Here is a 14,049-nt window from a genome sequence, read left to right as displayed (position 1 = left end):
GCCGCCTCGTCACCCCACCCCGCCGCCGTACCCACGCCTGCAATGACCTCGAATCGGTTACACATCAAGGACGCCATGAGCCAGCACACTGTTGACCCGGCACCGGACTCCGCCGTCGCCACCGTCGCCAAGCGCCGCGACTGGTGGCGGGACGCGGTGATCTACCAGGTCTATCCGCGCAGCTTCGCCGACAGCAACGGCGACGGCATGGGCGACCTGGAAGGCGTACGCTCCCGACTCCCGTACCTGCGCGACCTCGGCGTGGACGCCGTGTGGCTCAGCCCCTTCTACGCCTCCCCGCAGGCCGACGCCGGCTACGACGTCGCCGACTACCGCGCCGTCGACCCCATGTTCGGCAACCTCCTGGACGCCGACGCGCTGATCCGCGACGCCCACCGGCTGGGCCTGCGGATCATCGTCGACCTGGTGCCCAACCACTCCTCCGACCAGCACGAGTGGTTCAAGCGCGCCGTCGCCGAGGGCCCCGGCTCCCCGCTGCGCGAGCGCTACCACTTCCGCCCCGGCAAGGGCGAGAACGGCGAACTGCCGCCCAACGACTGGGAGTCCATCTTCGGCGGGCCCGCCTGGACCCGGGTCACCGAGCCCGACGGCACCCCCGGCGAGTGGTACCTGCACCTGTTCGCCCCCGAGCAGCCCGACTTCAACTGGGACCACCCGGCGGTCGGCGACGAGTTCCGCTCCATCCTGCGCTTCTGGCTCGACATGGGCGTCGACGGCTTCCGCATCGACGTCGCCCACGGCCTGGTGAAGGCCGAGGGCCTGCCGGACCTGGGATCCCACGACCAGCTGAAGCTGCTGGGCAACGATGTCATGCCGTTCTTCGACCAGGACGGCGTGCACGAGATCTACCGCCAGTGGCGGCTCGTGCTCGACGAGTACGCCGGCGAGCGGATCTTCGTCGCCGAAGCCTGGACGCCGACCGTGGAGCGCACCGCCAACTACGTGCGCCCCGACGAGCTGCACCAGGCCTTCAACTTCCAGTACCTCGGCACCGAATGGGACGCCGAGCAGCTGCGCACGGTCATCGACCGCACGCTGGAGGCGATGCGTCCCGTGGGCGCCCCCGCGACCTGGGTGCTGTCCAACCACGACGTCACCCGGCACGCCACCCGCTTCGCCAACCCGCCCGGCCTCGGCACCCAGATCCGCACCGCCGGCGACCGTGAGCTGGGCCTGCGGCGGGCCCGCGCGGCGACGCTGCTGATGCTGGCGCTGCCCGGCTCCGCCTACGTCTACCAGGGCGAGGAACTGGGCCTGCCGGACGTCGTCGACCTGCCCGACGAGGTGCGCCAGGACCCGGCGTACTTCCGCGGCGAGGGCCAGGACGGCTTCCGCGACGGCTGCCGGGTGCCGATCCCGTGGACCCGCGGCGGCCCGTCGTACGGCTTCGGCAGCGGCGGCAGCTGGCTGCCCCAGCCGGCGGAGTGGGCCGAGCTGAGCGTGGAGGCGCAAGCGGGCGTGCCCGGCTCCACCCTGGAGCTGTACCGCTCCGCGCTGGCCGTCCGCCGCTCGCAGCCGGACCTCGGCGCGGGCGACGGAGTCGAGTGGCTGAAGGCGCCCGAGGGCGTGCTGGCGCTGCGGCGCGGGGAGTTCGTCTGTGTCGCCAACACCGGCGCCGAGTCGGTGACGACCCCGGCGTACGGGCGGCTGCTGCTCGCCAGCGGTGAGGTGCTGGAGGCCGACGGCGAGGTGAAGGTGCCCGCCGACACCACGGTGTGGTTCAGCACGGCCGAGTAACTTCTTGCAGTAACTTCACACGGCCCGCTGCCCTTTTGGGCAGCGGGCCTTTAACATCTGGCCACCGCAAGGTTTCTGAAAGATTTCAGCAAGTCCCTTCAGCGACACTGCCCTTCAACGGTGAAGGAACCCCACATGGCCAGAAGCAGAGCCCTTTCGGGCGCCCTGGTGCTCGCCGCCTCGGCGGCGTTCCTCGCGCCCGCCACCACCGCCGAGGCCGCCCCGCCCGGCACCAAGGACGTCACCGCCGTCCTCTTCGAGTGGAACTTCGCCTCGGTGGCGAAGGAGTGCACCACCCGCCTCGGTCCCGCCGGCTACGGCTACGTGCAGGTCTCCCCGCCTGCCGAGCACATAACCGGGTCCCAGTGGTGGACGTCCTACCAGCCCGTCAGCTACAAGATCGCCGGACGGCTCGGCGACCGCACGGCCTTCAAGAACATGGTCGACACCTGCCACTCGGCCGGAGTGAAGGTCGTCGTCGACACCGTCGTCAACCACATGTCGGCCGGCAACGGCACCGGCACCGGCGGCTCGTCGTACACGAAGTACAACTACCCCGGGCTGTACTCGTCGTACGACTTCGACGACTGCACCGCCCAGATCAGCAACTACCAGGACCGCTGGCACGTCCAGCACTGCGAGCTGGTCGGCCTCGCCGACCTCGACACCGGCGAGAACTACGTGCGCGGCGCCATCGCCGGGTACATGAACGACCTGCTGTCGCTGGGCGTGGACGGCTTCCGCATCGACGCCGCCAAGCACATCGACACCGCGGACCTGGCGAACATCAAGTCCCGGCTGACCAACCCCTCCGTCTACTGGAAGCAGGAGGTCATCTACGGCAGCGGAGAGGCCGTCCAGCCGGGCGAGTACACCGGCAACGGCGACGTCCAGGAGTTCCGCTACGCCTACGACCTCAAGCGGGTCTTCAACAACGAGAACCTCGCCTACCTCAAGAACTACGGCGAGGGCTGGGGCTACCTGAACAACGCGTCCGCCGGGGTCTTCGTCGACAACCACGACACCGAGCGCAACGGCTCCACCCTCAGCTACAAGGACAACGCCAACTACACCCTGGCCAACGTCTTCATGCTGGCCTGGCCGTACGGCGCGCCCGACATCAACTCCGGCTACGAGTTCACCGACCACGACGCCGGCCCGCCGAACGGCGGCCAGGTGAACGCCTGCTGGCAGAACGGCTGGAAGTGCCAGCACGCCTGGCCGGAGATCCAGAACATGGTCGCCTTCCGCAACGCCACGCGCGGTACGGCGGTCACCAACTGGTGGGACAACGGCGGCGACGCGATCGCCTTCGGCCGGGGCAGCAAGGGATACGTGGCCATCAACCACGAGACGTCCTCGCTGACCCGCACCTACCAGACCTCGCTGCCCGCGGGGACGTACTGCAACGTGCAGAACAACACTCCGGTGTCGGTGAACTCCAGCGGGCAGTTCACGGCCACCCTCGGGGCGAACACCGCCCTCGCCCTCTACGCGGGCAAGTCCAGCTGCTGACACGGCGGACGGGCAAGGGTCGTGAAATGCCTTTCCGTTACTTTCACGACCCTTGCTGCAAGTGTTGCTCCGGGGATACCGTCGCGCCCGGGGTCGGACCCGAATGAGCCGTAATCGCAAGGAGTTCACGCCTGTGATACCGAGATGGCCGGCGCCTGGGACGCGCCGCACCGTGCACAGCAGACGGGTGGCGGCCGTCACCGTCGCCGCGCTCGCCGCGGCGCTGGTCCAGCCGCTCGCCGCCCACGCCGCGCCGCCGCCCCCGCCGTCGGACGCGGCGCTGGCCAAGGCGCCCGCCCGGCACGACCTGACCCGCGAGCAGTTCTACTTCGTCCTGCCGGACCGTTTCGCCAACGGCGACACCGGCAACGACAAGGGCGGCCTCACCGGCACCCGCCTCGCCACCGGGTACGACCCCACCGACAAGGGCTTCTACCAGGGCGGCGACCTCAAGGGCCTGACGAAGAGGCTCGACTACATCAAGGGCCTCGGCACCACCGCCATCTGGCTCGCCCCCATCTTCAAGAACCAGCCCGTGCAGGGCGAGGGCGCGAACGCCTCGGCCGGCTACCACGGCTACTGGATCACCGACTTCACCCAGGTCGACCCGCACTTCGGCACCAACGAGGACCTGGAGACCCTCATCTCCAAGGCGCACGCCAAGGGCATGAAGGTCTTCTTCGACGTCATCACCAACCACACCGCCGACGTCGTCGACTACGAGGAGAAGTCCTACGACTACCTCTCCAAGGGCGCCTTCCCGTACCTGACGAAGGACGGCGAGCCCTTCGACGACGCGGACTACGCGGACGGCGAGCGCGACTTCCCCGCCGTCGACTCCGGCTCCTTCCCGCGCACCCCGGTCGTCGCCGAGGGCAAGAAGGACGTGAAGGTCCCGTCCTGGCTCAACGACCCGACGATGTACCACAACCGCGGCGACTCCACCTGGGCCGGCGAGTCCGCCACCTACGGTGACTTCGTCGGCCTGGACGACCTGTGGACCGAGCGTCCCGAGGTCGTCGAGGGCATGGAGAAGATCTACCAGCGCTGGGTCAGGGACTTCGACATCGACGGCTTCCGGATCGACACCGTGAAGCACGTCAACACCGAGTTCTGGACGCAGTGGGCGACCGCCCTGGACGCCTACGCGGCGAAGAAGGGCCGCGACGACTTCTTCATGTTCGGCGAGGTCTACTCCGCCGACACGAACGTCACCGCCCCCTACGTGACCGAGGGCCGTCTCGACTCCACCCTCGACTTCCCCTTCCAGGACGCGGCCCGCGCCTACGCCTCCCAGGGCGGCAGCGCGAAGAAGCTGGCGTCGGTCTTCGGCGACGACTACAAGTACACGACCGACAAGGCCAACGCGTACGAGCAGGTCACCTTCCTCGGCAACCACGACATGGGCCGCTTCGGGACGTTCCTCAAGCAGGACGACCCGGACGCGAGCGACGCCGAACTGCTGAAGAAGGCCTCCCTCGCCAACGAGCTGATGTTCCTCAACCGGGGCAACCCGGTGATCTACTACGGCGACGAGCAGGGCTTCACCGGCGCGGGCGGCGACAAGGACGCCCGCCAGACGATGTTCGCCTCGAAGGTCGCCGACTACCTCGACGACGACCAGCTCGGCACCGACCGCACCCACGCCGACGACGCGTACGACACGAGAGCGCCGCTCTACCGGCAGATCAGTGCTCTCGCGAAGCTTCGCAAGGCCCACCCGGCCCTCGCCGACGGAGTCCAGACCGAGCGCTACGCCGCCGACGGGCCCGGCGTCTACGCCGTCTCCCGCACCGACGCGAAGACCGGCACCGAGTACGTCGTCGCCTTCAACAACGCGGACGAGGCGAAGTCGGCGACCTTCGCGACCGGCTCGGCGGGCATGCGCTTCGACGGCATCCACGGAACCGACGAGTCCGTCAAGTCCGGCGCCGACCGCAAGCTCACCGTCACCGTCCCCGCCGGATCCGCCGTCGTCCTCAAGGCCGCCGGCAGGCTTCCCGCCCCCGCCAGCGAGCCGACGCTGACCCTGAAGGCCCCGGCCACCGGTGCCACCGGCACCGTCGAGGTCACGGCCGACGTCGACGGCGGACAGCTCAACCGGGTCGTCTTTGCCGCGCAGACCGGCAACGGCAAGTGGCGGACCCTCGGCTCCGCCGACCACGCCCCGTACAAGGTCACCCACACCATCGGCGAGGACGTGCCCGCCGGCACCGCCCTGCGCTACAAGGCCGTGGTGATCGACTCCAAGGGCCGCACGGCGAGCGCCACCGCCGCGTCCGCCACCGGCACCCCGCCCGCCGAGGAAGTCCCCACCGCCTCCTCCCGCGACTACGCGATCGTGCACTACAAGCGCGAGGACGGGGACTACGCCGACTGGGGCCTGTACGCCTGGGGCGACCTCGCCGACGGCGAGGCCACCGAGTGGCCGGACAGCCACCCGTTCACCGGCCGTGACGCCTACGGCGCCTTCGCCTACGTCAAGCTGAAGCCGGGCGCCTCGAACGTGGGCTTCCTGGTCATCGACGAACAGGGCAACAAGGACGTCTCCGCCGACCGCGCGATCGACGTCACGAAGACCGGCGAGATCTGGATCGAGCAGGGCAAGGAGACCGTCCGGACCGAACGTCCCGAGTACCCGGAGCAGGACAAGAGCAAGGCCGTCCTGCACTACCACCGCGCCGACGGCGACTACGACGGCTGGGGACTGCACGTCTGGACGGGCGCCGCGAACCCCACCGACTGGTCGAAACCCCTCGAGCCGGTGAAGACTGATGCCTATGGCGCGGTCTTCGAGGTGCCGCTCACCGAGGGTGCCACCAGTCTCAGCTACATCATCCACAAGGGCGACGAGAAGGACCTGTCCACCGACCAGTCGCTCGACCTCAAGGCGAACGGCCACGAGGTGTGGCTGTTGAACGGCCAGGAGAAGTACCTGCTGCCGCAGCCCGCGGGCTCCGCGGCCGCCGTCGACCCGACCACCGCCAAGGCGGTCTGGATCGACCGGGACACCCTCGTCTGGAACGGCTCCGACGCGGCCGCCTCCACCCAGCTGCTGTACTCCCGCACCGGCTCCATCAAGGCCGAGAAGGGCGTGCTGACCAGCACCGACGAGCGCCGGCTGCGGCTGAACAAGACCAGCCTCACCGACGCCCAGAAGGCGAAGTTCCCGCACCTGAAGAGCCACACCGCCTGGTCCGTCGACCCGCGCGACCGCGACCGGGTCCGCGAGGCTCTGCGCGGCCAGCTCGTAGCCGCCCAGTACGCCGCCAACGGGGCCGTGCTGTCGGCGACCGGCGTGCAGATCGCCGGAGTGCTCGACGACCTCTACGACGCGACCAAGGCGGACCTCGGTCCCACCTTCCGCGACGGCCGCCCCACCCTCGCGGTGTGGGCACCCACCGCCCAGAGCGTGTCCCTGGAACTGGACGGCTCGCTCAAGCCGATGCGCCGTGACGCCGCCACCGGCGTCTGGTCCGTCACCGGCTCGAAGTCCTGGAAGGGCAAGCCGTACCGGTACGTGGTGAAGGTCTGGGCGCCCAGCGTCCGCGAGGTCGTCACCAACAAGGTCACCGACCCGTACTCGGTCGCCCTCACCACCGACTCGAAGCGGAGCCTCGTCGTCGATCTCGCCGACAGGTCCCTCGCGCCGAGCGGCTGGAGCGGGCTGAGGAAGCCGAAGGCCGTGCCGCTGAAGGACGCCCAGATCCAGGAGCTGCACATCCGAGACTTCTCCGTGGCGGACAGGACGGCGAAGGACCGGGGCACCTACCTCGCCTTCACCGACAAGGACAGCGACGGCAGCAGGCACCTGCGCGAGCTCGCCGAGGCCGGCACCTCCTACGTCCACCTGCTGCCGGCGTTCGACATCGCCACCATCCCCGAGAAGAAGTCCGAGCAGGCGACCGTCGACTGCGACCTGGCCTCCTACCCGGCCGACTCCGACAAGCAGCAGGAGTGCGTGGCGAAGGCGGCCGCGAAGGACGCCTACAACTGGGGGTACGACCCGTACCACTACACGGTCCCCGAGGGCTCCTACGCCACCGACCCGGAGGGCACCGCCCGCACGGTCGAGTTCCGGAGGATGGTGAAGGCGCTCAACGAGGACGGCCTGCGGGTCGTCATGGACGTCGTCTACAACCACACCGCCGCGAGCGGCCAGGCCGACACCAGCGTCCTGGACCGGATCGTCCCCGGCTACTACCAGCGCCTGCTCGCCGACGGCTCGGTCGCCAACAGCACCTGCTGTGCCAACACGGCCACCGAGAACGCCATGATGGGCAAGCTGGTCGTGGACTCCGTCGTCACCTGGGCCAGGGAGTACAAGGTCGACGGCTTCCGCTTCGACCTCATGGGCCACCACCCGAAGGAGAACATCCTCGCCGTTCGCAAGGCCCTCGACGCGCTGACCGTCGCGAAGGACGGCGTCGACGGCAAGAAGATCATCCTGTACGGCGAGGGCTGGAACTTCGGCGAGATCGCCGACGACGCCCGCTTCGTCCAGGCCACGCAGAAGAACATGGCCGGCACCGGCATCGCCACCTTCTCCGACCGGGCCCGTGACGCGGTGCGCGGCGGCGGTCCCTTCGACGCCGACCCCGGCGTCCAGGGCTTCGCCTCCGGCCTGTACACCGACCCCAACCCGAACGCGGAGAACGGCACCGAGGCCGAGCAGAAGGCCCGGCTGCTGCACTACCAGGACCTGATCAAGGTCGGGCTGTCCGGCAACCTCGCCGGCTACGCGTTCACCGACACGCGCGGTGAGCGGGTCAAGGGCTCCGAGGTCGACTACAACGGTGCCCCCGCCGGATACGCGGCGGCCCCGGGCGACGCCCTCGCCTACGCCGACGCGCACGACAACGAGACGCTCTTCGACGCCCTCGCGTTCAAGCTGCCCTCGTCGGTGAGCGCCGCCGACCGGGCGCGCATGCAGGTACTCGCCATGGCGACGGCCACCCTCTCGCAGGGCCCGGCCCTCTCCCAGGCGGGCACCGACCTGCTGCGCTCCAAGTCCCTGGACCGCAACTCCTACGACAGCGGCGACTGGTTCAACGCCATCCACTGGAACTGCGCCGACGGCAACGGCTTCGGCCGTGGCCTGCCCCCGGCCGCCGACAACCAGGCCAAGTGGCCGTACGCCAAGGCACTGCTGACCAAGATCCAGGTCGGCTGCCCGCAGATCGAGGGCGCCTCGGCCGCGTACCGGGACCTGCTGAGGATCCGTACGACGGAGAAGGCGTTCTCCCTCGACACGGCCGCGCAGGTGCAGTCCGCGCTGTCCTTCCCGCTGTCCGGCACCGAGGAGACGCCCGGCGTGATCACCATGAAGCTGGGTGACCTGGTCGTCGTGTTCAACGCGACGCCCGAGCGCCAGGAGCAGCGGATCGCCGAGCTCGCCGGTGACGGATACCGGCTGCACCCGGTGCAGGCGTCCGGTTCGGACGCCGTGGTGAAGAAGTCGGCCTACACGGAGGAATCGGGCACGTTCACCGTCCCGGGCCGCACGGTGGCGGTCTTCACCCGGGCCGGCTGACGGACGCTGCGGTTAGGGTGCTCCTGTCCGGACCCAGAACAGGAGCACCCATGCCGCAGATCACCGTCGACTACTCCGAGCAGCTGGCGGAGGACTTCGATCGGCCGGGGTTCGCCAAGGCGCTGCACGCCACCGTGGTGGAGATCGCGGCGGCCAAGCCCGCGGCCTGCAAGACCCAGTTCCGCCGCACCGAGCACACCACGGTCGGGCCCGACACCGAGGGGCACGCCGTGGTGCACGTCATGATCGGCCTGCTGGCGGGGCGCACCGAGGAGACCAAGGCGAAGCTCACCGAGGCCGTCCTGGAACTCCTGCGCGACCACATCAAGCCCGCGGGCCTCGCCCTGCACGCCTCCGCGGAGGTCCGCGAACTGGACCCGTCGTACAGGAAGTTCGAGATCTAGGACGCCAGCGAGATCAGCCTGGTCACCAGGTCGCTGAACGGGCCGTCGGCGGGCTCGTCGGCGAGGACGCGGCGGACCAGGGCGCCCATCTCGTCGTCGTAGGCGGCGCTGACGGCCATCAGCGCGGCGAAATCGTGCACGAGCTGCGTCTGCAGCTCCTCGCGCGGGATGCGCCGCCCGTCCAGCCAGATCAGCGCCGTCGACTCGGCGAGGGAGATCCAGGAGCGCACCACCAGCTCCAGCCGGGCCGGCGGCTCCGGCACCCGCAGATGCGCGATGATCTGCTCGTAGGCGGCCTGCCGTACGGAGTCGATCAGCGCGTTGGTGGTCGACGAGCCGACCGCCGGGCCGCCGCGCATCAGCGCCGAGAAACCGGGCCCGTGCTCCTCGACGAAGTCGAAGAAGCGCCCCATCACCCGCAGCAGCCGCGCGCCCAGCGGCCCTTCGGCCGGTTCCGCGAACCGGCCCGCCAGGTCCTCCGCCGCGCGCTTCAACGCGGCCTCGTACAGGCTGAGTTTGCCGGGGAAGTAGTGGTAGACCAGGGGGCGCGAGATGCCCGCCGCCGACGCGATCTCGTCGATGGACACCTCGTCGGGAGAGCGGCGGCTGAACAGTTCGAGGGCGACGCCGATCAACTGCTGCCGCCGCTCATCGACTCCCATTCTGCGGCGAACCCCGGTAGTCATACGAACACCTTACCGATCGAATCCAGCCTCGAACGGTCTGGAACGGTCGCCGGCGTTCATCCGCCTTCACATGTCGAGCACGATTCGCTCGCTGCGCGCCCGCGACACACAGATCAGCATCGAGTCGCCACGCTCCGCGTCCGTCAGCAGCTCGTCCCGGTGGTCCACCTCGCCCTCCAGCACCCGCTGTTGGCAGGTGCCGCAGAATCCCTGCGCGCAGGAGTACGCCGTGTCCGGCAGCTCGTCCCGGACGGCGTCCAGCACGCTCCGGCCCGCCGGCACCGTCAACGTCACCCCGCTGCGACGCAGTTCCACCTCGAAGGCGCCCTCGCCGCCCGCCGCCGTACGTGGCGCGAACCGTTCCGTACGGACCCCGGGGAATCGTTCCTCCACGGCCGCCATCAGCCCTTCGGGCCCGCAGCAGTAGACGGCGGCCCCCTCCGGCACGTCCGCGAACAGCGCGTCCAGGTCCGGCAGCCCGTCCTCGTCCTCCGCGACGACCGTCACCCGGTCGCCGCCGATCTTCACGACCTCCTCCAGGAACGGCATCGACGCCCGCGTCCGCCCGCCGTAAAGCAGCCGCCACTCGGTGCCCTCCGGCAGCGCCCGCAGCATCGGCAGGACCGGCGTGATGCCGATGCCGCCCGCCACGAAGACGTACGAGTCCGCCTCGACCAGCGGGAAACGGTTGCGCGGCCCGCGCACCTCCAGCTCCGTGCCCTCCTGCACCTGCTCGTGCACCTCGCGCGAGCCGCCCCGCCCGTCCGGCACCAGCCGGGTCGCCACCGTGTACGACGAGGTGTCCTCGGGGTCGCCGCACAGCGAGTACTGCCGCACCAGCCCCGACGGCAGCACCAGGTCCAGATGGGCGCCCGGCGTCCAGCGCGGCAGATCGTGCCCCTCCAGCCGGAGCTGGACGACCCCGTCGGCGATCTCCTCGTGCGCGGTGACCAGCAGCCGCAGCGCCCGCGACCGGGGCCGCCCGGAGACCGGCTCCTCCAGCGCCGGCATCGGCCACAGCGGCGAGGCCTGGATCCGGCGCCGCAGCGCCCGCCGGGCGAGCAGCGCGGCACCCGCGACCAGGACGACGGTCATCGGCTTCGGCATCAGGCGGCGCTCCTCTTGTCGTCGGCGGCGGTGACGGCGGCGTCGGCGGCCACGGCGGCGGGGGAGGAGGCGAGATACGCGATCGCCTGCTCGGTGGACCCCTCCTGCGAGGGGTGGTAGTCACGGCTCAGATAGCGCGGGATGGACCTGAGCATGTCCCCGGTCGAGGGCAGCAGTCCGTGCCGCCCGCGCACGTGGAAGTCCTTGAAGGTGGCCTTGCCGTCCAGGAGGGTCGGGTCGTTCTCCATGAAGAAGCGGACCCCGCGCTGCCACAGGAACACCAGCGCGGTGAACGCGGTGGCCCAGGTGCGGGCCCGGCGCCGGTAGCCGCCGTCGACGTGCATGAACAGCTCGAAGGCGACCGAGCGGTGCTCGACCTCCTCCGCGCCGTGCCAGCGCAGCAGGTCCAGCATGGTGGGGTCGGCGCCCCGCCGGTCCAGCTCCTCCGCGTTGAGCACCCAGTCGCCGAGGAACGCGGTGTAGTGCTCGATCGCCGCGATCAGCGCCACCCGCTCCATCAGCCACCAGCGGCGGGCCCGGCCCGGCGGGAGGGTGCGGTCGCCGAGCAGCTTCTCGAAGAGCCAGTCGACCTGGGCGGTGTACGGCGTCGGATCGAGCCCCTGCTCCCGCAGGTGCGGCAGCACCTCGTCATGGGCCTGGGAGTGCATCGCCTCCTGACCGATGAACCCGATGACGTCCTCGCGCAGCCGCTCGTCGCGTATGTAGGGCAGCACCTGCTTGTAGACGTGCACGAACCAGCGCTCACCGGCCGGCAGCAGCAGGTGCAGCACATTGATCGTGTGCGTGGTGAACGGGTCCCCCGGCACCCAGTGCAGCGGGGTGCCCTCCCAGGAGAACGACACCTTCCGCGCCTTGAGCGGTATCCGCTCGGACTCGACGGGCTGCGGCACCCGGGCCTGCTTGTTAGACATGGCGTCAATGTACTGACGGGTAGGCCGGGGGTGAAGCCCTCTGCGCGAGCTTGTTGACGCCGGAGTCAGCGACGGCTGTTCTCAGGGCGTGTCCTGGCGCAGGCCGCTGATCGACCGCCCGCTCTTCAGCGTCCCCTTCAGCTCGGCGCGCGCGCCCTGCTCGGTCCGTACGGTCAGCAGGTTGCCGTTCGCCGATCCGTTCACCCCGCCCGACGCGCTGACCGACGTGGTGTCCCCGCTCCCGGCGGCCAGCAGATACCAGGCGCCGGCCTCGGACTTCCACAGCACCCCGGCCAGCACATGCGGATCCTTCACGCCGCACGCCGGTACGTCGCCGCTCTTCGCCGCGACCGCGCCGTACGCCCCGCCCGGCGTCTGGAACTGGGCCAGCACCTGCTCGCCGCCACCCCGCCAGGTCTCCGCCCGCGTACACACCCACGCCGCCGAACCGCTGCCGTCCGGCAGCGGCTGCCGGGCGTACTCCCAGGCGTTCACCGACCGCACGCCCTGCCCGCGGGCGGCCCCCAGCGAACAGGCGAACGGCGCCCAGGTGCGCAGCGCCCGCGCGCCCGCCGCCTCCTCGACCGAGCCCGGACGGCCGCTGGTGAGCCGGGCCGGCATCAGCTCGCCGAGGTCGGCCATCAGCCGGGTGCCGGAACCGTCGGTCACCTGGAGCACGTTCCAGGAGGTGCACGAGCCGGTCCGGGTGACCGGGCTGGCCAGCGGCGAGGTGACACCGTCGGTCAGGGTCAGCGCCATCGCGCCGGAGCCCGGCTTCGTCAGATCCCGCTCGGCAGCCGACTTCACCCAAGGGGCCATCAGATAGCGGACGTTGCCGTCGGTGCGGCCCAGCACCAGCGCGCTCGCCTCGGCCCGGGTCGCGCCGTCCGCGCGGGCGAAGTCCAGGGCGGCGCCCGCCGTGCCGTCCTTCGGCTCGGCGTAGCGGGCGATGCGCAGACCGTCGTAGAGGATCACCACCCGGGCCCGGTCCACCCGCCCCGCGTACAGCAGCTGCGGTGGTCCGGCCGGGCCGCCGGACGGGGTGCCCGGGGTCGCCGAGACCCGGACGTTCTCGCCGGGGCGGGCCCAGACGGCGAGGGCGCGGCGCAGCAGCGCGGTGTCGTCGGTGAGGTCGCCGCGGGCCGGCCACACCGAGAAGTCGCCGCGGGTCGCCGACCGCCAGACCGTGGGCGCCACCTTGGTCAGCCTGGCCGGGTCGAGGGCGGCCTGGGCGGCGGCGTTCAGCGCGTACGGGGGCGCGGCGGCGCCGTCCGGGCCCCAGCCGTCACCGGGCAGCCCGAGCAGCGCCCCGCACACCGCGGCCGCCGCGGCCGCCGCGAGCGCCGCCTTCAGATGCTGACGGCGGCGCATCAGGTCGGTGGGCCGGGCCTGGAGGGAGCACGGGTCGAACTCGGGGGACTCCAGCAGCGCGTACCGCGCGGCGACGGTGTCGGCCTCGGCGAGCGCGGCCCGCGGGTCCTCGACCCCGGCGGCCGAGAGGACCGTACGGACGTCCGGGTCGGCCAGCCGCTCCAGGCCGCGCAGCACATGGACGGCGCGCGCGGGGGCGGACAGCGCCGACAGCTGCTGGTCCAGGGCGAGTTCGTCGGCGCCGCCCGAGCGCGGGAACAGCCGCAGCCCCCACACCTGGGGGAGCAGCGGCGGCAGCTGGGAGCGCTTCGGCCACGCCCTGCGCCGCAGCGGGAGTCCCGCCTCCAGCGCCGAGCGCAGCACCCGCAGGCGCAGCAGCGCGTACCCGGGGTCGCCCTCGCGGCCCGTGGCCTGGGCCGGGATGACCGAGGCCCGGGCGCGGCCGCGCGGCAGGGCCCGCTGGGTGAGCGCGTGGGCGGTGAGGACCCGCCGGTTGCGGCCCAGACTCGGGGGCAGCACCAGGTAGGCCAGGCGGACCAGCCGGGGGTAGTGCTCGACGAGCGCGGCCTCGGCACGCTCGACGTCGACCACCGGATCGGCGACGGCCGGGGAGTTCTGACGCTGGGCGACATCCTGTGACTGCACGTCCGGGAGAACGAGCGGCACGGCGGATGGTCACACCCGTTCGGGGGACGGGCCGGGTATTCGCGTGGGCGATTTGAGCACCCCGGTCCCGGTAGCCG

8 protein-coding genes are annotated in these 14,049 nt (G+C 71.0%); 4 read left to right on the top strand and 4 right to left on the bottom strand.

The genetic code is table 11. The features are described from left to right. Positions 1-75 precede the first annotated feature (75 nt). From AMK31_RS25625 to AMK31_RS25610, 4 genes are all read left to right on the top strand, one after another. Positions 76-1,758, top strand: coding sequence for a glycoside hydrolase family 13 protein (locus tag AMK31_RS25625; protein ID WP_073942990.1), 1,683 nt, complete (start codon positions 76-78; stop codon positions 1,756-1,758). Positions 1,759-1,893: 135 nt separating this feature from the next. Beyond that, a complete protein-coding gene (locus AMK31_RS25620; protein ID WP_073942989.1) occupies positions 1,894-3,273 on the top strand; it encodes an alpha-amylase in 1,380 nt (459 codons plus the stop codon). Between the two features lie 133 nt (positions 3,274-3,406). Beyond that, the gene (gene pulA / locus AMK31_RS25615) at positions 3,407-8,806 is read left to right on the top strand and encodes a pullulanase-type alpha-1,6-glucosidase (protein WP_073942988.1); all 5,400 of its coding nucleotides are present in this window, start codon (positions 3,407-3,409) and stop codon (positions 8,804-8,806) included. A gap of 50 nt (positions 8,807-8,856) precedes the next feature. Continuing rightward, on the top strand, positions 8,857-9,210 hold the full coding sequence (locus tag AMK31_RS25610) for a 5-carboxymethyl-2-hydroxymuconate Delta-isomerase (RefSeq protein WP_073942987.1): 354 nt from the start codon (positions 8,857-8,859) through the stop codon (positions 9,208-9,210). Here the strand turns inward: AMK31_RS25610 and AMK31_RS25605 are convergent. The 4 genes from AMK31_RS25605 to AMK31_RS25590 form a co-directional block, all read right to left on the bottom strand. Further along, positions 9,207-9,896, bottom strand: a complete 690-nt coding sequence (locus tag AMK31_RS25605; protein ID WP_073942986.1) for a TetR/AcrR family transcriptional regulator — start codon at positions 9,894-9,896, stop codon at positions 9,207-9,209. The genes AMK31_RS25610 and AMK31_RS25605 overlap by 4 nt on opposite strands. A 66-nt stretch (positions 9,897-9,962) precedes the next feature. Beyond that, on the bottom strand, positions 9,963-11,003 hold the full coding sequence (locus tag AMK31_RS25600) for a PDR/VanB family oxidoreductase (protein ID WP_073942985.1): 1,041 nt from the start codon (positions 11,001-11,003) through the stop codon (positions 9,963-9,965). Beyond that, positions 11,003-11,935, bottom strand: coding sequence for a metal-dependent hydrolase (locus tag AMK31_RS25595; RefSeq protein WP_073942984.1), 933 nt, complete (start codon positions 11,933-11,935; stop codon positions 11,003-11,005). The genes AMK31_RS25600 and AMK31_RS25595 overlap by 1 nt, the downstream gene beginning before the upstream one ends. A gap of 81 nt (positions 11,936-12,016) precedes the next feature. Next, positions 12,017-13,951, bottom strand: coding sequence for a hypothetical protein (locus AMK31_RS25590; protein WP_073943058.1), 1,935 nt, complete (start codon positions 13,949-13,951; stop codon positions 12,017-12,019). Between the last annotated feature and the right edge of the window lie 98 nt (positions 13,952-14,049).

The sequence above is a fragment of the Streptomyces sp. TSRI0107 genome, from assembly GCF_001905845.1.
Lineage (GTDB): Bacteria > Actinomycetota > Actinomycetes > Streptomycetales > Streptomycetaceae > Streptomyces.
Note: the sequence above shows the minus strand (reverse complement) of the source record. Positions and strands in the feature narration are given on the sequence as shown.